A 24278-nucleotide genomic window follows, 5' to 3' on the forward strand; every position below is an offset into this window, starting at 1 on the left:
CCATTGCACGAGAATGCCCCGCTTGTCGTACCAAAAGCGACAGGTCGATCTAGAATCAGCGTTAGGTTTCTTGGTTAACGATGGGTTAACGTGACCAAAACCCAATGGAGAGCGGTCACGACCTCCATTGCGGCGGTTGTCATAGAATCCTCAGGAATCTGATCTCCGCCAAATTACCCGGATTCCCGATCGCATCGTTTAAGATGACAGTCGGGTTCATTTGACTACCCCATTTTGTGCTGTTGAGGAGTGACAACAAACATGAAATCTACCCTGAAGACTTTGGTTTCCCGCGTTGCCCGTGGTGTTGTGGCTGCAAGCTTGGTTGCCGGTCTGGCAACCGCTTGCGGTGGTGGCGGCGGTGAAGCCCCTGCTAGCCCCGAAGCCAGCCCCGCTGCTAGCCCCGCTGCTAGCCCCAGCCCCACCACGACTCCTTAGTCTGGCTAGGGTTGGCGATCGACCGCTGCTCTTCGCCGGATCACAGATCAATCGTGGGTGATGAGCAAGCGCGGCCGAATCAACACAACCGAAATGGTGCAAGTTTGACTGAACAAACTTGACTAATCCAAACGTAATTGGGGATGAACTGATCACAGGTTCATCCCCTTTTTAAGGCCGAGGCACAAAGGATCAGGTGCAGCGGATCAGGTGTAGCGGGTCAGAAGGAAACCCATCAACCCAGCACCCCAACCCCTAACCAACCGTAAAGTTAGCCGACTGATTCAGCGCCCCCGGCAACACTCCCAACACCACACCCAAATACTGACCATTCACCGCCGAAGTTGGGTCATTCACCTTGATGGCTGTGCCCGTTTTCACCCCCGTTGTGAGGGCCCCGGTGATCTCCGTGGACACATTAATCGCCACAAACTCAAAACTCAGCTTCTCCAGCGTCAGGCTATCGCTCGTGTTCAGCCGAATCTTGTCTGTTCCCAGCACAAAATCCGCCACAATATCGGCGCTGTTGGCACTGGTCGCCGTGTTGGACAAGCCCGCCGTGGTGTCACGATCAGCCCGCAGCACAAAGGAATCAGCCCCCGCGCCCCCGGTCAAAATATCCTGGCCAAAATCGCCCGACAGTTGATCGTCCCCATTGTCCCCAAACAGTAAATCGGAGTTGCGGCCACCATTCACCGTGTCATTGCCTTCGCCGCCCCGCACTAAATCGTTGCCATCGTTGCCATTGAGAATAATTTCGTTGCCAGCGCCACCATCAATGCTGTCGGAGTCTTTGCCGCCCCGAATTTGATCAATGCCATCCCCACCCAGCAACACATCATTACCCCGGTTGCCGTTGAAGAAATCATTCTCCGAGGAGCCAGTAATGGTGTCGTTGCCATTCAGACCCACCACGAAAAAGCCCTTAGTTTCGACCCGCACACCCAAGTTGGTGTTGTCCGCATCGTCAGACAGGTAAAACAGGGGCAACCCCGACAGGTCATCGCGTCCTGTGGAAGGGCCGCTAGGAACGCCATTGGGCGAGGCCAGTTCCGCCGTTGTGGGGAAGGAGGGGAACGCGAAGGATTGACTCGTGATGTCACCCACCGACAGATCGGCCGTCCCGGCGGCCGTGGGCCCCGCAATCACGGCGCTGGCATCATTGGTCACTTGTAGGTTGAACCCTCCAGCATCGGCGCTGCTGCGGGCAATGCGCACCACGTACTGAGTTCCCGCTTCGGCGGCAAATTGCACCAAGGAATTTTTGTTGGTGGGCGAAGAGTCGTAGTTATCGGCCACCAGGGTCAAGGTTGTGCCGCTCTTCTTAAAAACTTGCAAGTAGGGATCGAGGGTGCTGGCATTGGCTGAGGCGACAATTTGGGTGCTGCCTGCCGTTAATCCCGTGATCGTGTATTCCCCAAAGGGCACAGTGCGTAACGGATAGAGACCGCTGTTATTGGCATCAACGGCATTGATCGTCCCGGCAACAGTGACGGTAGGCATGATTCAACTCCTGGTGATAGGGAAAACTAAACGAAGGGGGGCAACAGGCGGGGGCAAACACCCGATCGGGAAGTCGATCGAGGACTGATCGCACCTGACATCTACAGATCGTCACCCAAAGATCGTCACCCAAGCGCCGCCACCCGCTGGCTGTCGTCCAAGGGCCAAGCGACCCCAGGACAGCCAGCGGAAGCGCGGAAGCAAGGCATCAAAGCGAGTGATGAGCGAGTGATGAAAGCTAATGATGATTGTCGCGAGTTGAGTTGGGCATGATGCGGACGATTAGCCGCTTCCATGAACGCCACAGCCTGACCCAACGTTTAGCGGGCAAAAACCGGCTTTTTGAGCGGTTTTGCTCGGTAACTGCTGAAGCCAATGACGCAACTGTCCTAGGGTTTGTTTCAGTCGTCGATCTGGGGCTGCTTTTGGGCCTGCGGTCTGGGGCGGAAAACCTGTTCTCGGATCCTCCAAACTCTGGTTTTACCGTTGCAAAATCTTGCGGGCAAGGGGGGGCAGCCTCTCGCCTGGGGCAGTTTTGCAGCTAGGAATAAGTGTTGTGACGATTTTTGAGGTGATGAACGGGAATTTTTTGCCGATCGCCCGGATCGATCGCCCCCTTGCCCCTTCGGCAGAGTCGATCGCCCTCCGCCCAGCAATACTCCCAAAGACTGATGGCATAAGTTTCTTTCTTTTGGAATGTCTTAAAAAGATCTGAGAATTTTGGCTCTGAAATGGGTCTCAAATCTTAAAGAATTATGAATTTATTAATTAACAATTGGAGTCAATCGGCATCAAGCATTAGCGGAATTTATACACAAAACAGCTTTTTTGAATCGCCAAAGCCTTCTGTTTTGATCAGAAATTTAGCGACAATGAAATGCGGGTTGAAGCGCTCAACTTGACCCCGCTTGACCCGACTTTTGGGCATCGGTTCCCTGACAACAGAACCGAACATAGCCAATTCGTTTTCAATACAAATCTCAATACAAAGCCAGGAGGGGTTGCTATGGATAGCGGAGTGACGATTGCTACGCTGTGCGGCATTGGTAGCGGCGCGCTGTGCTTGGTTTTGCCGGGGTTGATTGCCTGGAGCGCTCGCCAGCAGCGGGCTGAGGTGGAAGAGATGCCCTCGGGATCCCTGCGGTTAGAAGCGGAGTTAGTGGAAGTGGTGGCCCCGATCGACCTGTAATATTGCGCAACCCTTTTGCAGGGTGCTGGTCGTTGGTTTTGCCTGTCCCTTTTTTTCAAGTTTCCAGCTTATTGCTTCCCCGCCCGATCGACCAATTGGGCGGGGAATTGTTTTCAGCAGCAAACCCCATCAAACTCACAGGAAAAATGGCACAAACACGATTTAGAACCGGTAGGTGACGCTGAAATAGACTCCGGAATCTTGAGCATTGGAGCCGCGATCGTCCAAATCCACCAACGGCAGACCGTAATCTAAACGCACCAGAAAATCCGTGAAGGGTTCCCACAACAGTCCCGCTCCCGCACCGATCAGAAACCGCTGATCTGGGATGGAGTTGGGGTTGTTGTCATGGTTCCAAACATATCCCGCATCAATGAAGGGAGCCAGGGTGAGGGTGGGTGCGCCAGAGGAGTCGCGCAGCAGGGTAATGCGATCTTCCACGGACAGTCGAAAGCCGCTATCGCCCGATCGCACGTTTTGGCGGAACCCGCGCACGGACTGCCCCCCACCGATCACAAACTGCTGCGAGGCTAATAGCTCATCAAAGGCCAATTGCACATCCGCTTGCAGAATCAACAGATGGGTGGGATTCAGGCGCTGAATTCGCTGAACCGTGCCATTCCAGCTAAAAAACTGCCCGTCGGGGTCGTCGCCGTCGTTGGTGGTGGCATCAAACAGGCCGGTTCCTAGGTTGAACTGCGATCGCAACAACCAGGCCCCATTGGGGTCGCGGCGCAGGTAATCTTGCCCAAACCGCAACACGCTGGTGATGCTGCGGCCGTCTTCGTCGGGGCCAATGCCAAAGGGAAAGCCCACGTCATCAAACAGGAAGGTTTGGCCGCGCTGGTGACTGAATCCTAGGGAAAGGGCAAATTCTTCGCGGGGCGATCGCACGAGGGGCTGGCGGTAAGTCACTTCATAAAGCTGGGATTTGCCGCGAATTCCCAATTCCGCAAACTGGGGCTGCACAATTTCGTTCCAGTTGGGCGAGAACCGAAACTGGATCGTGCCTTCCATGGGGTTCACGGGCAGACGATAGCCAAAATCCAACACGTCGGCTCCGTCTTGCCAGGTGTGGCTGTAGCTGAAGCTGGCTTCATCGCCAATGCCCGTCAAGTTGCGATATTGCAGGGCAAGGATGCCGCGTTCGGAGCCAATACTGGGGGGTGAGTAGTTGTCGGTGCTGATGCTGCCGCGCAAGGCTTTGGCTTCGGTGACTCGGACGGTAAGGACGCTTTCGCCAGGATCGTTGCCGGCTCGCAAGCTGGCCTCGATCGTCTCTAGCAGTGGATTCGCTTTCAGCAGCCGCAGTTGGTCTTCCAGGTGGGCGGCGTTGAGGGGGCGACCGGCTCCCAGTTGAATGCGCGATCGCAGGTAGTTTTGGCTCAGGCGTTGGGTTCCTTCGATCCGAATATCTGAGAGATAGCCCTCAATAACGGCGATTTTGGCAATCCCATCGGGGCCGATCGTCTGTTCGGGCACGTAGGCGCGGGAGGTGAGATAGCCCGCGTCCAAATAGCGCTGGGTGATGCGGTCGGCCAGGGATTGCAGTTCACTGAGGGTGAGTTCGCGGCCCTCGCTGGGTTGGGTCAGGGCGGCCAGTTCGGCGGCCGAGAGCCAGGTGCTGCCTTCCACCACAATTCGCTTCACCAAAAAGCGGGGCGCATTGGGATCCAAGGGCTGGGGTGGCGTAATCGGGTTGGGCGAGTCGATCGCGGGGAGATCGCCTGGCAGGGGTTGCAGCGGGTCTGGGCCCGTTTGGGGAAACCGATCGCGGTTGAGGTCGGGAACCGGGCGGGTGTCGGGGGGGAGTTGGGTCAGTCGTTGGGGCGTTTGGGCGGCTTCCGGCTCGATCGCCCAACCCGGCGCGATCGGCCCCCACAGCCCCCCCGACCAGAGCAGAGATCCCAGGCCCTGGGCGATCGCAATTCGCCCTAACGCCGTCTTCACGTTCGTCCGTTTTGTTGCCATAGCCCGTGTCACCGTCTGCGCTAAGTACTGTGCCGCCGTCAACCATCATCGCGATTTTGACATGCGGCTTAGTAATTGCCTAGCGATGGATCCTCACGGATCCTGCGTGATTCTAACGATTGACGGTGATGGGCGTTTTTGTCGGTTTTTGGGCATTTTTCGACAATAGGAGGGGTGATTTTCTCCAAGTTTCTGGATCGGTTCTAAAAATTCACCTGATCCATCAAATTGGCGAATTTAATTCAAAAACCCAATCATCTTGCCCTGGCTTTTGATATCCCTTGGGGACTGGTTTATGGCGCTGGGAATGGTTCGACTTCGGCTCCAACTTCGGCTTCTTCTAGCACTTGCAAGCGCACAACCCGATCGCCCCCACCGGCCAGGGGAACGCTGACTTGCTCGCTGGAAAGAGTTCCCAGACAGCTAATCAGGTTGCGGAGGTGGGGGGTGCTGGCTCCGCTATCTACCCAAAGCCGATCGGCCAGGTCGCGCACCCGTTTCCAACTGCTGTAGGTTTTGGCGATCGCCTGTTCCAGTTGAGCTGCCTGGTTCACCAAGTCCGCCGCCAAATTCAAGCTACCGAGCCGCAGGGCTTCCTCCAGAGCCTGTTCTAGATCCAGTTCCGGGCGATCGAGTGCCGCAACTCGCGTGGCTGCATCCAAATATCGCGCCAAAAATTTCGCTTGGGCCGTGGCCTGTTTCACCGTTTCCTTATCCGGTTGGTCTTCAATTTCCTCGCGCAGGGCCACCTGATGCACCTCGGGTAGCTTTTCCATTTCCCGCACCAGGGGCGCAAGGTAGCGGGCCGGCAGGGAATGCTCGGCGGCTTTGATGCGAATGTTTTCGGGCAACAGTTCGGAGGTGGCGGCCTGCCACTCATCTGTGAGGCGACGAACGGTGTTGGTGGCGATTCGATCGCCCTGATGAGCCGCGGCCACCACCATGTGTTGCACTTCGGCGGGGGCTTTGGCCGTGGCCACAAAGGCACGCTTGCTGAAGTGGCGAAGGGTTTCCGGTTCCAGCGCGTCTTGATCCATCAGTCGATCGGCGCTGTCGGCCAGCTCAATCAGGCTATAGGCTTGACTTTTGCTGATTTCACGATCCTTCAGCCAGTTCAGGAAGCCCGTGCCCCGGCCATCACCGCTGCGTTTTTCCCGATCGCGCACAATCCGCAAAATCCGTCCCCGCCAAATATCCGTTTGCAGGTCGAAGCGATCGCAAACGCGCCAGGCATTGTCAATTTGGATTTGGAAATCGCTGAAGCTGATTTTGTCGTCTTCCGGATCCGGCAACTGCAAACTCAGATCCGTGGGTGGCTCCAAATCCTCGGTGGTTAGGGGCGGGCGGGCCACCGGCTCGATCGCGTCGGGGGCCAAGTCGGCGGGCATTGCATCGGGATAGTCCATGGGGGTGCGGGCGATCGCAACAGCCGGATCATTATGCGGCCGATCGGGAAGGATCGATCGCCCTGTCGATGGCTGGATCAGTTGTCCCATTGATTGGGCCGTCGATCGCCTCATAGAGGGTGTCCCGTTGGCGAGCCGGTCGGCCCAAGGCAGCGATCGCCCCACGCAAATCCTCCGGGCTTTGGCAAGTCCCGCCCGTGGCTCCGGCCATGGTGGTGATGTGCTCTTCCATCAGGGTTCCGCCCAAATCATTGCAACCCCAGCGCAGGGCTTCGGTGGCTCCCGCCAGACCCAACTTCACCCAACTGGGCTGGTGGTTGGCAATCACCGGGCCCAGGTATAGCCGCGCCACGGCCATCAAAATCAGGGCATCGATCAGAATTGGTTGATCGCGGCCCACCCGTCGCCGCAAGGTCGGTGGCGCATCCTGGCCCACAAAGGGCAGCAGAATAAACTCCGTGATGCCCCGATCGCCCCGATCGCGCGATCGTTGCTGGAGCAATCGTAGGTGTTCCAAATGGGCGATTTGTTCAGCGGGGGTTTCAATGTGACCCGAGAGCAGGGTGCTGGTAGTGGGCAATCCCAGGCGATGGGCCGTTTCCACAATCTCCAACCAAGTGGCACTGTTGATTTTTTCCGGGCACAAAATCCGCCGCACCGAATCCACCAACACCTCCGCCGCCGTGCCGGGCATTGACCCCACCCCCGCATCTCGCAGGGCCCCAATCACAGCCGCAAAGGACAGGCCATCTTCTCGGGCAATGAACTGCACTTCTTGGGGCGAAAAGGCGTGCAGATGCAGTTGGGGAAAGGTGTCTTTAATCGATCGCACCAGTTGCAAGTAGTAATCCAGCGATCGCCCCTGATATTTCGCCTCGGGGTTCAGTCCCCCTTGCATACAAATTTCTGTGGCTCCCCGGGCCACCGCGTCGGCGGCTTTTTCCAAAATTTGCGCCCGATCGAGCCAATAGGCCCCCGCCTGATCCGCATCCCGCCGAAACGCACAGAAATTGCAATGCTGCTCGCAGATATTGGTGAAATTAATATTTCGGTTGATCACGTAAGTGACTGTTTCGCCCGCTTGCCGTTGCCGAAGCTGATCCGCCACCGATCGCAGTCGATCGCGCGGGGCCGAATCCTTGGATTGATAGGCCGTTTCCAGCAACACCAACCCTTCAGAGGGCGACAACAACGCACCGGCCAAAGCCCGTTCCAAGGCCTGGTCAAATGCTGCCAACTGGGCGGGGGATGGGGCGATCGAAGCCATCATAGGGGAAGCCAAACGCAACGATCGCCAGTTTAAGGGCTAATCAACGGATGGCTAAAGATGGCTAATTTCAAGGCGATCGCCCAGGGCCAGAGCAGCGCAACCGCTCCACCATGTCGAACTCGCCCAAGATTGCACCCAAAATTTCGCCCCATCAAGCGGCCTTGACCCTAGCGCGTGGCTTCCGGCGGAGCAATGAAAGAGTCCAGGGTTTCGGCCTCGGTGGCGGGAGCAGATTGGGGCTGGTCGGCCTTGGTGGGCGGAGACACCACCGCTTCGCGATCGAGAATCACCGGCTTGAGCGGTTGCGAGCTGGCACCAGGAGCCGCGTGGGAAACCCAAGCCAACCCACTGGCCACCATCACCCCATAGCCCGCGTAGAGATGCCAAGGCTTCAGTTCCAAAGCAGGGTTGGTGTTGCGATCGCGCTGCGACCAATCGGGAACCACCGCCACCGATTCTGTGCGGGGCAACGCGGCCGCCAATGCCTTGCCATCCAGGCCCAACGCTTCCGCCATCCGCTGCACAAAACCACGCACATAAATCTGCTCCGGTAAGCGGCTCAGGTCGCCGGACTCGATTGCCTGTAAATGGCGCAAAGGAATGTGGGTGCGCACATGGATTTGTTCCAAGTTGAAGCCCAACTGTTGCCGAACCTCGGCCAAGGTGCGACCCATGGCCCGCAAACTCTCATCCCAATCCATTGGATCCATCTCCGGTAGGGTAATGGCGACGACCGATCGGGGATTGCTCAGGGAACTGCTCAAGGGTCTGGGCGCTGCATCGTTGAGCGGTGAATGATTCAGTCCCGAGTGATTCGGCCCTGAATGATTCAGCCCTGAATCGCTCAAATCTGCATCATTTAGCCTTGACCCGTTTAACCCTGCCTTCCGGGGCGCTTTGCCCTGGGGTGTGGCATCAATGATCGGCTGCTGGGTAGCGGTGTTCTGGTAATCCGGCGTGGCCCAAGTTCCTTCAAACACGTTCATCAACAACTCAGGCAAATCAAAAGGGTTGTCAGTGGGAGCCGGAACCATAGCGGGATCCGGCCAAAGACCAATCGCCCCGGCCTGTTGGCGGGCGATCGCTAAACCGGCGGCCGGGGTCATTGGCTCTTGCAGGGCGATCGGCACAGCCATCGACTGGCTACGGCGCAATGCAAGCCGCGCCGCCTCTCGGCCCACCGTCACCAACGCTCGCCGCGCCGCCTCCGCCGATTCACCCAACAAATCCTGCAAGGAGGCGATCGCCTGCTGATAAACCAAACTGCGCGTTAGTTCCGCTTCAATTTGCCCCAACAAAACATCCGTTGGTTGGGTATCTGGTAACCCTGGCGGTGTGGCTTGAGCAAGCATGAAATCCCCTCCTGGCTGGCTGATCTACTGCTTCCAGTCAGTGGGGCCAGTTTCAGGAGAATTTCCAGGCGAGCAGGTTAAATAACGGCAATTGCGAACGGAGTTCGTCAAGGTTGATGTAGCAACCGCTACTGTTTTTCCGCATCCCTGCGCCGCTGTGATGCTTCAAACCGCCGAAACGGCCGTCAGCGGGTGGGGGGTTGATCAACCGGATCGGGGTTATTCAACGGTTACCGATGCCTCGCAAGCTGGCCGATCGATTCGCAATAGTGGCCCGTGGATCCTGTGTTTCAAGTTTGTTGTTTCGAGTTTGTCTTGATTTCTCAGGCTGCCACTTTTAAGTTGTGCCCCGAAACAGACCTTGCGGCCGCACCAGCAGCACCAAAACCATCATCACCAAGGCCACAGCCATCTTGTATTCCGTGGGCAGCCAATAGGTGCTGACTTCCTGGGCAATCCCGATCGCCAGGCCACCCACGATCGCCCCGTAGGGATTGCCAATGCCGCCCAAAATTACCGAGGCAAACATCGGCACAATCAAAAACCAGCCCATGTTGGGTCGCACGGCCGTTAGCAGTCCATACATGCCGCCACCCAAAGCCGTCAGACCAGCGGCAATGATCCAAGTCCACAGCACCACCCAATCCACGTTGATGCCGGTCACCCGTGCTAAGTCCACGTCATCGGCCACAGCCCGCATGGCCTTGCCGACCTTGGTGTTTTGCAGGAGGTAATGCAAACCGGCGATCGCCAGGGCCGCCAAACCTACCACCACAATGTTGTAAAACTTGACCTTCAGCCCCCACAGGTCAAAGGCAGCAACCACGGGCAGGTCATAGTTTTGGTTGTTGCCGCCCCAAATCAGGACGATCGCGTTACGAAGGAACAAGGCCACCCCGATCGAGATGATGATCAAGGTGGTGGAGTTGGCCCGGCGTTGGCGCATGGGTTGCCAAATCGCCACTTCGCTCAGCAGGGACACGCCAATGGTTCCCACGGCTCCGAGGGCGATCGCCAGCCAAATATTTACCCCCGCGCTGTTGGCGACCCAAGCCAGATAGGCTCCGAGGGTCATCAAGTCCCCATGGGCGAAGTTTGACAAGCGCAAAATGCCGTAGGTGAGGGTTAAACCCACGGAGGCAAGGGCAATGATGCAGCCGACGGCGACCCCGTTAATTAGAAACTGAACCAGTTGCAGATCCATGAGCGATCGAGGGCGATAATGCTAGGCTGGGCGACGGTTGCCAGTGTACCGCTTGGCCAAGCGTCTGGAAATTAGCTTGCGCCCCGGCCGCGCTCTTGGAGCGTGATTATTCAATGTGGTTTCAAGGCCATTTCAACGTCATTTTTAAGATTTTCAAGAGTCTATGACACTGCAATTTACGGTTCCTAGCATGGCCTGTGCTTCCTGTGCGGCGGCCATTACCCGCGCGGTGCAAGAAGTGGATCCCCAAGCGACGGTGCAGGGCGATCCGGCCACCAAGCAGGTGATTGTGGAAACCCAGTCGGCAGAAGGCACGATCCGCGAGGCGATCGAGGCGGCGGGCTTTCCAGTGAGCTAATCAATGGCTCATTGCTGACGGATGCGGCGAGCAGTGCGGGGCGATCGGGCGATCGGGATCGATCGATTAGCAATCATTGGCAATCAGTGGACTGGCGATCGGTAATTTGCAGTCATGGCAAGAATTGGGGTGACAACGGTGCAGAGCAAGCAAGCACACAGTCGATCGAGCCGACGTGGCTATGGGCGATCGGGTCAGCAATTCGACTCAACAGGCTCGGGCCGCTGGTGGCTGGGCGTGGGTGGGGCGATCGTCCTGGGGTGGGGGGCAATGCCTGGCCTGGCCCAAACGGCTCCCCAACCCCGAATGCAAGCCGCTAGCCTGAAGTCCGTTGCACCGATCGCCTTACCCAGTGCAGCATCCGGGCCCATGGGTTCTGAGTCCGCCAATTCTGAATTAGCCGCTGAATTAGCAAAAGCATCTGAAAAACCCGCAAATTTTGGATCGATGGGTTCTGTGTCAAACGGTTCTGTGTCAAACGGTTCTGAACTCACCGGTTCCGAGTCCTTGAGCGAAGCCGATTCCCTGTTGCCGCTGTCGGTGATTGCCCAAGTGGCGGCCGGGGCGGAAACCAGCACCCAAATCACGGTGAATGGCCGATCGATTCCCAACAGTTGGGCCAGTTGGGCCCGCTGGAGCGAGAACGGCCAAACCCGCATTGGCCTATCCGACGGGGCGATCGCCCAGTTGGTGGGGGCTGATTTGCTGGATACCAATGCGCCCGATCGCCAGCCAATTCAGTGGTTTTCGCCCATGCCCGTGACCCTGGCGGCTCGGCAAATTGGTGCTTTTCGCTATTTGGACATTACCGATTGGGCCCGCGATCGGGGGTGGCAGTTGCGGCCCAACGGCAGCACCCTGGACATCACCGCCGCCGTTTCCACCCTCCGCACCTTGCGCCAAGGCAATCAGGCTTGGGGCCCGCGCTATGTGTTGGACTTCGATCGGCCCACGGCGGTGCAACTGGAAGAAGACGGCAGCACCCTGATCGTGGCCCTCGATGCCCGATCGGCCCTGCCGCCCAACAGCAGCACCCTCGACATCACCGCCGCCGGAAACCGCACCATCATCCGGATTCCCATTCCCAGCGGATCGCGGCCCAGGGCGTTCACCCTGGTGCAGCCCGATCGACTGGTGATTGATCTGCGGCCCGATTGGCTCCCCAGCCGCTCGATCGCCTGGGCCAACGGTCTCACCTGGCGGCAACAATACCTCAGCCTTGGGTCTGCCCGGTTTCCGGTGCAGTGGCTGGAGCTAAACCCGCGCCAACCGGGTCTGCGGCTGCGGCCCCTGCCGCCCAATGCGGCCGGCCAAACGGGCATTGCCCCCCTTGTGCAAACCATCCGCCAGTGGGAAGCGCCCGCTGGTATCAATGGCGGTTACTTCAACCGCAACACCCAACTGCCCTTGGGGGCCCTGCGGCGCGATGGCCGGTGGCTGTCGGGGCCGATCTTGGGTCGTGGGGCCGTGGGTTGGAATGATGCGGGGCAATTTTTGTTCGATCGCCTGCAACTGCGGGAGCAAATCAGCGCTGGCAGCCAAAATTGGACACTCACCACCCTCAACAGTGGCTACATCCAAGGGGGCATCGCTCGCTACACCAGCGATTGGGGCAGCAGCTACAAAACCCTCAGCGATGGGGAATTAGGCATTTTGGTGCAGGGCGATCGGGTGGCGCAACAGCTCACGGGGGGCCCGGCCGGCAGCAGCAATTTTCCGATTCCGGCCAATGGCTATCTGCTCGTGGCGCGATCGCTCTCCAGCGTGGCGGCGGCCCTGCCTGTGGGAACCACTGTGCGGTTACAAAGCAGCAGCAACCCTAGCGGCTTTGACGGCTTACCCCAGATTGTTGCCGCTGGCCCTTTGATGCTGCAAAACGGGCAAATTGTCTTGGATGCCAAACGCGAAGGCTTCAGCGATGCCTTCATTGTGGAGTTGGCGGCACGCAGTGGCTTTGGACAAACGGCTGATGGTCGGTTGTTGGTGGTGGCTGTGCAAAATCGCGTGGGCGGTCGCGGCCCGTCGCTCTCGGAAATGGCGCAATTAATGCGGCAAATGGGGATTGTGAACGGGGTGAACCTCGATGGCGGCAGTTCCACCACGTTGGTTGTGGGTGGGCGGATTGTCGATCGCCCGTCCCGCAGCGCGGCCCGAGTGCATGGTGCGCTGGGCATCTTCCTCAACAGCCCCTAGGCGATCGGCGTTTTTGCCCCTAGGGATCGGTTTCCCCGATCGCCTCTAAAACCGCCTTGGGAGCCAACCGATCCTTGAACCAAATCACCTTGGCGGGTAGTTGGCGTGCATCGAGACCCGCCTTTTCTAGGTTTAAGCGCTCGGAAATGGCCAAAACCCAATCGGGGCGATCGGCCTTGATCACCTGGGCAAACTTTTTGCGCAGATAGTCCGGTCGCCAATAGCCCACAATTTCTAAGATCCACGATCGCCCATCGGGATGCACCAACCGAAAATCCGGAATGGCCACGCTGCCAGGAATGGGAATCAGGTTCACTTCGCGTTCCAGCCTCCAATCGGTTTTGGTGCTTTCCCAGCGCTTGGCAAAAGATTCTTCAATTAAGCTGTCAAAGGGTTTACCGGCTGGATAGTGACTGACTAAGCTGCAATCTGCCGTCAGTTCATAGAACCGTTCTTGGGGCGATCGGGTGAGGGGATCGGGATCCTGCAAGGTGGCCGTTGCCCGCCATTTCGTCACATGCAACAGGGCTGGGATCGCCTTTGCCAGCGATAAACCATAGCGCGTGCTGGCTTTGAACAAACTGGCGGGCCCATCCACACTAATCGTAAATCCCGTATCTTCATCGCCTTCAATATAGGTCATTAACTGAAAGAGTTTTAAATAGCGAAAGAGCAATTTATACTCACCGGGATCATTGCGATAGGCATCAATTTTTAGGTGACTTGCACGATAGAAAATTCCCTGAACTTGGGACAGGTTATAGCGATGAATCAGGGCTTCGGGGGTGGGAGGATCAAATTGCGTCAAAATTCGGTTTTGGGGCAAATCAGCATATAAAGATTGCTGCAATTCCGAGGGCAAAACTTCCCGATCGCCCTCCATGGACAACTCCCGGGCCACCTGTTCCCAAACGGCCCCAGCGCGATCGCGGCTGGGAGGCTGAGCATTGGCCAAGGCAAAGACCCGCTGACGGAGGGCCAACGGCTCGATCGGGCTGACCACTTCAAAGGTCGAAAATCCCGATTCCAACAAATGCGCAAATCCTCGCTGCACTTTGAAATCTGGGCTAGTGCCTTCTAGTTCAGCCAAGGTGCGATCGAGTTGCAATTTAGGCTGACCCACGGCCGCTTGAAATTGGGCGATTGTGGCCTGGGCTTGGCTGAGGTGCTCTGGGCCCAAAGGCAAGCGCTTCGGGATAATTTGTTCGCCGCGTCGTCGATGAATTAATAGCTCCGATGGCAGCATCCGTCTCGATTCACCCCGATCGACTGTAATTTACTGTAATTTTTCGTCAATTTGTGCGATTTGATGCAATTTTGTGTGCCTTTGAACTGGCCATCCTCTAGACCGCCAGCGGCCCAAATTTTAACCAGCGATCGACCGGCATTTGACCACCAATCGCTCAAGTTTTGATCAGATTAAGCAAATTGATCCGCTTGATCACCTTTTGATCACCTTGATTAGAATCTGATCAGCTTTGAATCGACCGCTGATCAGTGGATCCCGTCAATTTGGGTTCATCCATGTCAATTGAAACGGAAAATTGCGGACTTTAACGATTTTCGTAACGAGGTGCAACCGGTCGTGAACTCTTTTGTCAGTTCCTGGCCGCCTTTCCGAAAGCGCGTTTCAATCGAAATACGGTTATTGGCTCCTAATCCCCAGCCACCAAAGGTGATGCCCATGGGAATCGCCACCGACCATCATTAGTGTGATGAGGGCGATCGCCCGTTTCGATCGCGGGAGGATAGACTATGAATTTCAACCTCGACTTTGGGCGCGTCATTTTGGATTTTTACCGCGAAGATCCTGACCTGAACCGCCGCTTACAAATTTTGCGCCAATGTCGAATTCGGCGGCGGTGGCGCACCTTGGAAATTCACTGTCCCAATCGATCGGTTGCTGAAAAATTGTTGGGTCTTTATGGGGCTTTGGTGGAGCCAATCACAGCTTTGAATGTGGCCCGCCATCTTTCAGTTTTTGCCAATGGCATTCCCTTCATGACGTTGCCTTTGGGTGATGGCAACGGTAGTGGTTTTCCCTGGCAAGAAGCTATTTAGGCGGGCACAAGATTCACAAGATTCAGGGGCAATTGCCTTAGCAGTTTAGAGCACCCATCTCAATCGCTGATCTAGGTCATCAAGTTGAGTTGCCAAATTGAATTGCCAAGTTGAATCAGCAATTGACCTAGATTATCTACATCGGCAACCGTTCGATTCCTTCATTGGAACCAATCACAATGAGCACCATTCCCTTGTGCAGTCGATCGTAGGGATTGGGGTTAACTTGGATATTCTCCACGCCGCCCTTTGTGCATTGTTGAGCCACAGCCAAAACATTCACACCATAGCGCGATCGCAGTTGCAGTTCTTGCAGCGTTTTTCCTTCAAATTCCTCAGGAATCACCAGCTCAACCACGCTATTGTTGGCATCCAAATCTAGCCGTTCCAGCACGTTGGGCCGGGTGAGCATTCGTGCCACTTGGCAGCCCATCTCGCGCTCGGGAAAAATGACCAAATTTGCTCCCACCTTATCCAGCAATTGCCCATGAATTTCGGTGGATGCCTTAGCAACCACATAATTCACGCCGCCATCTTTGAGGTTCAGAGTGGTGATGGTGCTGGCTTCAATGTAATTCCCGATCGCTACAATGGCTGTTTCAAATTCAAAAACTCCAGCTTCTGCCAGGGCCTGGCGATCGGTCGTGTCTAGTTGCAATGCATGGGACACAATATTATCGTTCAGGGCTTGGGTGACCTGCTTTTCACCCGAGTCAATTCCCATCACCTCATAGCCCATTTGGTGCAGCGTGGAGCAAACAGCACGCCCAAAACGACCCAAGCCCAGCACCACATATTGTTTGTTCGTGCTGCGAAAATTGCGCCAAAAACTAAGGGAACCAAACTGCATTTGAAATCTCCATCAATCACAGGGTCAAGATGATTTAAAGCAAACCTATGAGGCGAATTAAGCAAACTGATTTGATCCAGTCGATCGAGCTGACCGATCAATTTCATCCATTCGGTGAGTTAGTCAGGGCGATCGCATCAAGCCAGTTGATCGAAAAAATGGGCTAATCGAGAAAAAGAATTGCACCAGAGCCAAATTATCCCACCAGCAATTCCTCTTCGGGATAGCGAATTACACTGCGAGCATTTTCACTAATTAAAGTGCTCATGAGCAGCAGAATGCCCACCCGGCCAATGTACATTGTGCCAATGAGAACTAATTTGCCGCCAACGGAGAGCTGCGCTGTAATTCCTGTGGATAGACCAACGGTTGCAAAGGCGGAAACCACTTCAAAAAACAACTGAACAAACGGAATCGCCGGGTCAAATAGCGTTAACAGAATGGTGGACACCACAACCACACTGAGGGAACCCAAGAAAACCGCGATCGCCTTCATAATTAACGCCATTGGAATTTGGCGATTAAACAAAATGACGGAGCTTTGACCTTGCAAAACCGCTCGGGTCACGCCGGTTAAAATCCGAATCGTGGTGGTTTTGATGCCGCCGCCGGTACTGCCAGGGCTGGCCCCCACAAACATCAAGGCGATGGTCACAAACAGCGCAGCTGATCCTAACTTTCCATTATCAATTGTGTTGAAACCAGCCGTGCGGGTGGTTACCGATTGGAACCAAGCGGCTAAGAGTTTGCCATTCCAACTGAGGTTGCCGAGTGTGGCTGGGTTGTTAAATTCGGTCACCAAAATGGCAACCGTTCCAATTAGCAGGAGGGCCAGGGTTGTGGTGGTGACAATTTTGAAGTTAAGCGAAAACATGAAGCGATCGGGACGCAGGCTAGCGGCGTGATTACGACCTAAGCGCGATCGCCCCCAAAAAAACACCTCCATAATCGCTTGGTAGCCAATTCCTCCAAAGATGATCAAACCTGTGATGGTGAAATTCAGCACAGGCGATTCCACAAACTGCATGAAGTTATCGGTATATAACCCAAAGCCAGCATTATTAAAAGCGCTGACGCTGTGGAATACCGAGAACCAAATTGCCTGCAAATTCCAACCTAATTGAGGAACAAAAGCCCCCAGCAATAAAAATGCACCGGTTAGCTCAAACAGGAGGGTTGCGCCAATAATGGATTTCACCAGTTGCAAAACGCCTGAAATGCCGGGCATATCTAGCGATTGTTGCAGGGCGAGTTTATCCTTTAAGCCAAAACGACGACCCAAAATCAGCAACAGGAAAGTCGTGGCGGTCATATAGCCCAATCCACCAATTTGGGCTAGGAGAGCAACTACAAACTCACCAAAGAATGAGTAATATTTCCCCACATCAACCACTGAAAGTCCGGTCACACAAACAGCCGAAGTGGAGATAAAAAGCGCGGTAATCGGATCGCTCCACTGATGATTAGTCAGAGAAATAGGCAGCATGAGGAGAATTGCGCCTACCGTAATCACCATTAAAAAGCCCAGGCAAATGGTTCTGGCTGGGGTCATAAATTGGGCATTGCCATCAGCGAGTTTTTAGTTTTTGCAGAATACCTGAGGTTTGGGATTGTTGGATCAGTTGCGAAAAAATCAGTTGCGAAAGAACCGGCCGAGTCTGAATGCGATCGCATCAAAACCCAGCCCCGCAAGGATCAGGAATCCAAGGGCCAATCCAGGGGTCAATTCAGGTGTTAATCCAAGCGTTCACCGCAAAAAATCCGCAGTGCTCAGGATCGATCGCGATTTTTCCAAGTCAGTCACGCCAAGTCAGTCATGCCAAGTCAGTCACGCCACAATCAGTCGCGATTTTCTCCGAGTAAGTCATCCATCGCAAAGGCCCGCTTGTCAAACAGGGTCATGGCAGCAGGCATGTGAACGGAAACGCGATCGGTGAGTCGCAGTTTGGTGGCGGCATCCATGAAGGTTTCGCTGTTCATCATCCGCCGGGCGATCGCCTCCACATCTGACCAGGTGAGACTGCTTTCAATGAAGGCCTGGGTGAGGGTAATCAACAGGGAGGCGTAGCGGTTGCCTTCCTCTTGGGTCATCATCGTGTGTGGAATATCGAGCACACGGTTAAACACCAGTTGCCAGGTAATGGGTTGGCGTTTGCGGTTGTCTTCCCAAAGGGCACGGTGATCCCAAATGCCGACGGCTTGGTCGCTTTGGCTGGAGATCACAAATAGGGGGGCGCTGGGCTGGCGACGGGCCCGATCGAGCACCTGTTGCCCCATTTTCAGCATGGTGGCCAGGGCGGGCACGGCAAAACCCGGATAGCCGGGGCGATCGAAGCTGCTGCTTTCGGCCCCTTTGCCCCAAGAGAAGTAGCCTTGGGTTTTGGAAACGAACAAGTCAACCACTTTGCTGCTGCTGCTGAGGTAGGGCGCAAACAGAAGGGCGCGGTAGATCTCCTGGGGGCGTTCTTGCGCTAACCAAGCAGCCAATGTGCCGCCGCCGGACAGCCCCCCGATCGACACCTGTTGGCCAAAGGTGCGTGCTTTGGCTACCCACTCCAACCCAAAGTCCTGATAAACCTTGGGGTCGATCGGGAGGGGAGGCGGGGTTTGGCTGTTCCATTTGCCCGCTTGCCCATGGCCCGGCATCAGGGGAGCCAGCACGTTGTAACCGGCCCGATAGAGCGCTTCCCCGATCGGGACAAATTGATAGGGCGCAGCGGTAAACCCGTGAAATAGCAGACAGACGCGCTGCACGGGGCGATCGTGTAACCAAAAGCGCGATCGACAGTCCGGATGCTTCAGGGGTAGCTTGGCCTCCAGGGTTTGTACCTGTTGGGTCATGCTGCCGATCACTTGCCGATAGTTGCTGATTGGAAGATTCGTACTCAAGATTTCCCCCCTCCTGGGCCCACACGGGGCCACCTGATGCCCCCGATTCTAGCTAGGCGATCGAGAATGCTCTATGGGTCATGCTCTATGGGGGCTGAGGCCGTCTTTTGGGAACCCCATTCAACGGCATTTCGGCGGTATTTCGGCCATGACCAACAACACTGGGGAAGCTTGTCCGGCCAATCCGCGCAACCAAGCCACCGGAACCAACCCATCGTGCTAGTATATTAAGTCGGTCAACCCTGGTTGCTGGAGTTCGCCCCACGCCGTCTCTGTAGGCGAATCTAGACCAGTGACTAGCATTCGCAGCTTGCCATAGCCCATCGTCGTGTTCGCTAGTAGACGGCCTAGCATTCGAGTAACCGGCGAACCTGTGAGCGGACTGCACTCAAACCATCACGTTAGCATGCCCACCCAAGAAATCTCAGCCATCAACAGCATTGACGTTGGCTTCGGCCACGACGATTTTGCCGCCCTGCTTGATAAGTACGACTATCACTTTAGCCCTGGTGACATCGTGGCAGGGACGGTGTTCAGCATCGAACCGCGCGGCGCATTGATTGACATCGGTGCCAAGACCTCTGCTTATATCCCCATCCAGGAGATGTCCATCAACCGGATCGAAAATCCGGATGAGGTATTGCAGCCCAACGAAACGCGCGAATTCTTCATCTTGGCTGATGAGAATGAGGATGGGCAATTAACCCTTTCAATCCGCCGCATTGAGTACATGCGGGCCTGGGAACGGGTGCGCCAACTGCAAGCGGAAGATGCCACCGTGCGATCGGCCGTGTTTGCCACCAACCGGGGTGGTGCGCTGGTACGGATCGAAGGCCTGCGCGGCTTCATCCCCGGTTCCCACATCAGCACCCGCAAGCCCAAGGAAGAACTGGTGGGCGAAGAGCTGCCCCTCAAGTTCTTGGAAGTGGACGAAGATCGCAACCGCCTGGTCTTGAGCCACCGCCGTGCATTGGTGGAGCGCAAGATGAACCGCCTGGAAGTGGGCGAAGTGGTGATCGGTACCGTCCGTGGCATCAAGCCCTACGGTGCGTTCATCGACATCGGCGGCGTGAGCGGTCTGCTGCACATTTCCGAAATTTCGCACGAGCACATCGATACGCCCCACAGCATCTTCAACGTCAACGACGAAGTGAAGGTGATGATTATCGATTTGGATGCCGAGCGCGGCCGGATCTCGCTTTCGACCAAGCAGCTTGAGCCGGAACCCGGTGACATGCTCAAGAACCGCCAATTGGTCTATGACAAGGCGGAAGAAATGGCAGCGAAGTACCGCGAGCAAATGAAACTGCAACAGCAAGGGGGCAGTGCTAGTGCTGCCGCTGAGCCGGTTGCAGAAGCAGCGCCGGAAGAGGTGGAAGAAAGCGCAGACGAAGCCGCTTACGCCACCGCAGCAGACGAGTAAGATTGACGAGACCCGACAGGCAAGGAGCGAAAAACCCTTGCCTGTTGTGTTTTTGGGTTAGTTTTTTTGGATTAGGGTTTCTGGATTAGGGTTTCTGGATTAGAGATCAGGGACTTAAACGGCGTTTTTCGATCGCGTCTTTGGGTTGCATTTTTGCTGCATTTTCGCTGCATTTTCGAGTTCTGGTTTTTGAAGTCTGGTTTTTGAAGTCTGTTTGAAATCTTGCTTGCCCTTGGTGTGGGAATTGGGTGGCTGAATCCAAAATTCAGGCCAGATCAACATTTGGGGGGGTAGTCTTTATGGGCGATCGCCCTTGGGAAAACCACTCGTGTTAACAGTTTGGGTAGATGGTCACCCCCTAGAGGGAATTGAGGCAGCTCTGTTCGACAAGGACGGAACGCTGGCCGACACAAGCAGTTTTTTGCGGCTGTTGGCCCAAGCGAGGGTCAAAGCTATTCAGTCCCGCATTCCTGAGGTGGACGATCGCCTGCTGTTGGCTATGGGGGCCGGTGCCGATCGCTGGAATCCGGCCGGGCTGATGGCGGTGGGAACTCGTGAGCAAAACTGTGTGGCGGCAGCGGCCTACGTGGCGGAAACCGGCTGTAGCTGGTCCACGGCGATCGCCCTGGTGCAACAGGCCTTTGCCGAAGCCGATCGAATCTGTGGGGACAAGGCGTTGCAAACTTGGCCCTACGAGGATACGGAATTTTGCCTGGAGCGCTTGGCGCGATCGGGCTTGGAATTAGGGATTTTGACGGGGGATACGCTGGAACATACCCAAGCGTTTCTGGTGCGGTATGACCTGGCCCAATGGATTCAGGTGATTGGCGCGGCGAACACGGGGCCCGCCAAGCCAGACCCGGCTAGTGTTTGGCGCTTGTGTGAGCAATTGGGGGTTGCGCCCGATCGGGTCTTGCTCGTGGGTGACTCTGCAATTGACATGCAGGCAGCGAGGGCTGCGGGGCTGGCCGCCGCGATCGGGATCGACCGCACCTACGCAATCCCCAACACGATCGTTTCGCGCACCATTCCCCCCAAGGCGATTGATGTTCAAGAGATGCGCAACCAGGCTCGATCGGAACTACAGGCTGATTTTCTGATTCAGAGTTTGGATGCACTTCAGGTTTCGATCGCCTAGGTTTCGATCGCATAAATTAACAAATCAGTTCTCAAACCGATTTCAAATTTATTAATAAACTAATTTTTCAGATTCATTTCTCAATTAACTGCCAAGCCAAGCAATACATCGCCCCATTGATTCAACCGTTAATTAACCCGTTCAAGAATAGGTTTCATCAATTAAGCCCACATGAGTTCCATGAATTAACCCAAACAATTGATTGAACTCATTCGTGAATCATAGCTCTCAGAGTTTTCATGGAAAAGCGCAAGTACTAATGGTTACCTAAGGCAAATAGAGACCAGTGATATAATCGCTTCGCTTATCAGCAATCAGTCTGTCTCGCTGTTGGAGGGCCAGTGTCCTTGTCTCGTCGCTCCCTATTTACGTCTGAGTCGGTCACGGAAGGTCACCCCGACAAAATTTGTGACCAAATTTCCGATGCCATTTTGGATGCGCTGCTTACCGTTGACCCGAAGGCGCGGGTGGCGGCTGAAGTGGTGGTTAACACGGGCTTAGTGTTGATTACAGGGGAAATTTCCTCCAAGGCCCATGTGAACTTTGTTGAGATTGCTCGGCGCAAAATTGCCGAAATTGGCTACACCGATTCCAGCAATGGGTTCGCGGCCGAGAGCTGCTCTGTGATTGTGGCGTTGGATGAACAATCGCCGGACATTGCCCAAGGGGTGAATGCGGCCCAGGAAACTCGGGAGGCGATGAGCGATGAGGCCCTGGATGCGATCGGGGCAGGCGACCAGGGCTTGATGTTTGGCTATGCCTGTAACGAAACGCCGGAATTGATGCCCCTGCCGATTAGCATTGCTCACCGATTGGCGCGGCGGTTGGCGGCGGTTCGCAAAACGGGTCAATTGGCTTACCTGCGACCCGATGGCAAAACTCAAGTATCGGTGGTCTATGAAGACGGCCGGCCGGTGGCGATCGATACGATTCTGATTTCGACGCAACACACCGCTTCGATCGGGGATATTTCCGAAGAAGCGGCCGTGCAAGCCAAAATCCGGGAGGATCTTTGGTCGGCGGTGGTGGAGCCGGTGTTCACGGACTTGAGCGTGAAGCCTTCGAGCGAAACCCGTTTTCTCGTGAACCCAACGGGTAAGTTTGTGATCGGTGGGCCCCAAGGGGACTCGGGCTTAACGGGCCGCAAGATCATTGTGGACACTTACGGTGGCTATGCTCGCCACGGGGGCGGCGCTTTCTCGGGCAAGGATCCCACCAAGGTCGATCGCAGCGCGGCCTATGCCTGTCGCCATGTGGCCAAAAACGTGGTGGCCGCTGGCTTGGCAGACAAGTGCGAAGTGCAGGTCAGCTACGCGATCGGGGTGGCCCGCCCGGTCAGTATCTCGATCGAAACCTTTGGCACTGCCAAGGTAGACGAAGACCAACTGCTCACAGCCATTCGCAATTGCTTTGAGCTGCGGCCCGCTGGCATCATCCAAACCTACGATCTGCAACGGTTACCGGGCGATCGGGGTGGCCGGTTCTATCAAGAGGTGGCGGCCTACGGGCACTTGGGCCGCTCAGACTTGGATTTGCCCTGGGAAGCCCTGGACAAGGTGGAGGCCCTCAAAGCCAACTTGGCGCAGTTGTCGAGCGTGTCCTAGACCCGCACTAGGCGATCGTTGCTTGGCAACGATTTTTGACAACAAATGGGGGGTGCCCTTGCGGCTTCACCCCCCAACACAGTTTCCAGTAGGGGCATACGGTTGTATGCCCCTATCCCTTTATGCTTCCTACGGCATAACCGTTTGGCCCCTAACGACCCAGAGCATGGAGAGCATGGATCGCATCCGTACAGCGCTGGGTGACGGCTTCCAGTTCAGCACGATTGCTCGATCGGGGTGGATCAATCAGCTCACCAATGCGCACCGTCACCGACACCGGGCAGGGAACGTTCCCCTTCGCAAAAATCTGCTCCGTCCCCCACAAGCTCATGGGTAACAAAGGCGTTTGAGTTTTAGCCGCAATCAGCGCTGCCCCCAGCTTGGGGTTGTGAATGCGGCCATCGGGCCGGCGCGTGCCGTCAATGAATACACCCGCAGCCCAGCCCGCATCTAAATAATCCATGGCGGCTCGGATGGCTCCCCGATCGCCCGTACCACGCTTGACCGGATAAGCCCCATAGAGCCGAATCGCAGGAGCCAACAGCGGCACATTAAACAGCTCTTCCTTGGCCATAAAAGCCACCGGCCGGCCCGTGCAATTAGCCACGATCGGGGGGTCAAAATCGCTTGCGTGGTTGCTGGCCACAATCAGCGGCCCAGTCTTCGGCACCCGCTCGGCTCCGTAGATGCGCACCCGAAAATAAGAATGCAACACCGGGCTAATCACCGACCACTTCAGGAGATGGTAAAGCGCCCAACTACTGACAGGCTCCCGATCGCGCTTTACGAGTTGTAGGTTCTCAGAAACCAACGCCAATCATCCTTCCACAACAGTTGCTTTCTGGACATTGTTTCATGGACATCCCCTCCCGGCCCACCAGTCAGCAGATTCCCGAGAGTTCTCGCCATGCTTTTGTACGATTCTGCCGCTCGTTACATTACTTAACGTCGCGATACACTGAAGAGCGCCTCATGGCCTGAGAAGAACACACCTGAAGAACCGTCCCTAATTGTCCTATGGCTCATTCAATTGTGACCCACACCTGTGAAGGCGTGGGCGACTGCGTGGAAGCTTGTCCCGTCGCTTGCATTCACCCCGGCCCCGGCAAAAACAACAAGGGAACCGATTGGTTCTGGATTGATTTTGCCACCTGTATTGATTGCGGCATTTGCCTCCAAGTTTGTCCGGTGGAAGGGGCGATCGTCCCCGAAGAGCGATCGGACTTGCAGCGCACTCCCCAGTAGCACCGTATCGGGCAGCAGAGCATTAGATTAAACTCCTCAGAGGGTGTCTGAACAGCCCAGATTGCTAGCTTGCGGGTCTCACCAACCGCCAAAGACAAGGGGCTTAAGCCCCTTGCCCCCGCAATCTTGCCCTCGCAATCTTGCCCCCACGACGATTGGTGCTTTGCTAGTGTCCCAATTGGCC

General features: G+C 55.9%; 21 protein-coding genes. 10 read left to right on the plus strand and 11 right to left on the minus strand.

What is annotated here, in order from left to right; genetic code table 11:
• The first annotated feature begins 261 nt into the window (after positions 1-261).
• Entirely contained in the window at positions 262-438 is a 177-nt protein-coding gene (locus H6G53_RS15605) for a hypothetical protein (RefSeq protein WP_190534556.1), read from the plus strand.
• A 255-nt stretch (positions 439-693) separates the two neighbouring features.
• Here the strand turns inward: H6G53_RS15605 and H6G53_RS15610 are convergent, their stop codons facing one another.
• Positions 694-1941 carry a calcium-binding protein gene (locus tag H6G53_RS15610; protein ID WP_190534559.1) on the minus strand — a complete coding sequence of 416 codons (1248 nt, stop codon included), beginning with the start codon at positions 1939-1941 and terminating at the stop codon, positions 694-696.
• A 1006-nt stretch (positions 1942-2947) separates the two neighbouring features.
• On the opposite strand from H6G53_RS15610, the gene H6G53_RS15615 reads away from it, so the two are divergent.
• Positions 2948-3130, plus strand: coding sequence for a hypothetical protein (locus H6G53_RS15615; RefSeq protein ID WP_099531833.1), 183 nt, complete (start codon positions 2948-2950; stop codon positions 3128-3130).
• Positions 3131-3292: 162 nt separating this feature from the next.
• On the opposite strand, the gene H6G53_RS15620 is transcribed toward H6G53_RS15615, so the two are convergent.
• The 5 genes from H6G53_RS15620 to H6G53_RS15640 form a co-directional block, all read right to left on the minus strand.
• Positions 3293-5101, minus strand: a complete 1809-nt coding sequence (locus H6G53_RS15620) for a ShlB/FhaC/HecB family hemolysin secretion/activation protein (protein ID WP_190534563.1) — start codon at positions 5099-5101, stop codon at positions 3293-3295.
• A gap of 293 nt (positions 5102-5394) precedes the next feature.
• Entirely contained in the window at positions 5395-6453 is a 1059-nt protein-coding gene (locus tag H6G53_RS15625; RefSeq protein WP_190526176.1) for a hypothetical protein, read from the minus strand.
• Positions 6454-6538: 85 nt separating this feature from the next.
• Positions 6539-7777: a 7,8-didemethyl-8-hydroxy-5-deazariboflavin synthase subunit CofH gene (gene cofH / locus H6G53_RS15630; RefSeq protein ID WP_305068629.1), complete on the minus strand. Its 1239-nt coding sequence runs from the start codon at positions 7775-7777 to the stop codon at positions 6539-6541.
• 167 nt (positions 7778-7944) lie between these two features.
• Complete coding sequence (locus H6G53_RS15635) at positions 7945-9129, minus strand: helix-turn-helix transcriptional regulator (protein WP_190534566.1); 1185 nt, start codon at positions 9127-9129, stop codon at positions 7945-7947.
• Between the two features lie 337 nt (positions 9130-9466).
• Positions 9467-10333: a branched-chain amino acid ABC transporter permease gene (locus H6G53_RS15640; RefSeq protein WP_099531831.1), complete on the minus strand. Its 867-nt coding sequence runs from the start codon at positions 10331-10333 to the stop codon at positions 9467-9469.
• 163 nt (positions 10334-10496) lie between these two features.
• Here H6G53_RS15640 and H6G53_RS15645 point away from each other — a divergent pair, with 163 nt between their 5' ends.
• Both H6G53_RS15645 and H6G53_RS15650 read left to right on the plus strand, forming a co-directional pair.
• Positions 10497-10691, plus strand: coding sequence for a heavy-metal-associated domain-containing protein (locus tag H6G53_RS15645; protein WP_190534569.1), 195 nt, complete (start codon positions 10497-10499; stop codon positions 10689-10691).
• A gap of 114 nt (positions 10692-10805) precedes the next feature.
• Complete coding sequence (locus H6G53_RS15650) at positions 10806-12884, plus strand: phosphodiester glycosidase family protein (protein WP_190534572.1); 2079 nt, start codon at positions 10806-10808, stop codon at positions 12882-12884.
• Between the two features lie 19 nt (positions 12885-12903).
• Here H6G53_RS15650 and H6G53_RS15655 read toward each other — a convergent pair whose 3' ends face one another.
• Complete coding sequence (locus H6G53_RS15655; RefSeq protein ID WP_190534575.1) at positions 12904-14130, minus strand: DUF790 family protein; 1227 nt, start codon at positions 14128-14130, stop codon at positions 12904-12906.
• Positions 14131-14639: 509 nt separating this feature from the next.
• On the opposite strand from H6G53_RS15655, the gene H6G53_RS15660 reads away from it, so the two are divergent.
• Positions 14640-14945, plus strand: coding sequence for a hypothetical protein (locus H6G53_RS15660; protein ID WP_099531827.1), 306 nt, complete (start codon positions 14640-14642; stop codon positions 14943-14945).
• A 136-nt stretch (positions 14946-15081) separates the two neighbouring features.
• Here H6G53_RS15660 and H6G53_RS15665 read toward each other — a convergent pair whose 3' ends face one another.
• The 3 genes from H6G53_RS15665 to H6G53_RS15675 form a co-directional block, all read right to left on the minus strand.
• Complete coding sequence (locus tag H6G53_RS15665; RefSeq protein WP_099531826.1) at positions 15082-15795, minus strand: TrkA family potassium uptake protein; 714 nt, start codon at positions 15793-15795, stop codon at positions 15082-15084.
• 196 nt (positions 15796-15991) lie between these two features.
• Positions 15992-17347: a TrkH family potassium uptake protein gene (locus H6G53_RS15670; RefSeq protein WP_099531825.1), complete on the minus strand. Its 1356-nt coding sequence runs from the start codon at positions 17345-17347 to the stop codon at positions 15992-15994.
• A 287-nt stretch (positions 17348-17634) separates the two neighbouring features.
• A complete protein-coding gene (locus H6G53_RS15675) occupies positions 17635-18684 on the minus strand; it encodes a carboxylesterase (RefSeq protein ID WP_242030708.1) in 1050 nt (349 codons plus the stop codon).
• Between the two features lie 73 nt (positions 18685-18757).
• On the opposite strand from H6G53_RS15675, the gene H6G53_RS15680 reads away from it, so the two are divergent.
• From H6G53_RS15680 to metK, 4 genes are all read left to right on the plus strand, one after another.
• Positions 18758-18907: a hypothetical protein gene (locus H6G53_RS15680; protein WP_190534578.1), complete on the plus strand. Its 150-nt coding sequence runs from the start codon at positions 18758-18760 to the stop codon at positions 18905-18907.
• Between the two features lie 183 nt (positions 18908-19090).
• Positions 19091-20107 carry a 30S ribosomal protein S1 gene (locus H6G53_RS15685; protein WP_099531823.1) on the plus strand — a complete coding sequence of 339 codons (1017 nt, stop codon included), beginning with the start codon at positions 19091-19093 and terminating at the stop codon, positions 20105-20107.
• 328 nt (positions 20108-20435) lie between these two features.
• A complete protein-coding gene (locus tag H6G53_RS15690; RefSeq protein WP_190534580.1) occupies positions 20436-21245 on the plus strand; it encodes an HAD family hydrolase in 810 nt (269 codons plus the stop codon).
• A gap of 347 nt (positions 21246-21592) precedes the next feature.
• Positions 21593-22849: a methionine adenosyltransferase gene (gene metK, locus H6G53_RS15695; RefSeq protein ID WP_199309282.1), complete on the plus strand. Its 1257-nt coding sequence runs from the start codon at positions 21593-21595 to the stop codon at positions 22847-22849.
• A gap of 151 nt (positions 22850-23000) precedes the next feature.
• Here metK and H6G53_RS15700 read toward each other — a convergent pair whose 3' ends face one another.
• The gene (locus H6G53_RS15700; protein WP_370567647.1) at positions 23001-23666 is read right to left on the minus strand and encodes a lysophospholipid acyltransferase family protein; all 666 of its coding nucleotides are present in this window, start codon (positions 23664-23666) and stop codon (positions 23001-23003) included.
• Between the two features lie 200 nt (positions 23667-23866).
• On the opposite strand from H6G53_RS15700, the gene H6G53_RS15705 reads away from it, so the two are divergent.
• Positions 23867-24094, plus strand: a complete 228-nt coding sequence (locus H6G53_RS15705; RefSeq protein WP_099531821.1) for a ferredoxin family protein — start codon at positions 23867-23869, stop codon at positions 24092-24094.
• The last annotated feature ends 184 nt before the right edge of the window (positions 24095-24278 follow it).

Origin of the sequence: Limnothrix sp. FACHB-406, assembly GCF_014698235.1 — a bacterium.
Taxonomy (GTDB): Bacteria; Cyanobacteriota; Cyanobacteriia; order CACIAM-69d; family CACIAM-69d; genus CACIAM-69d.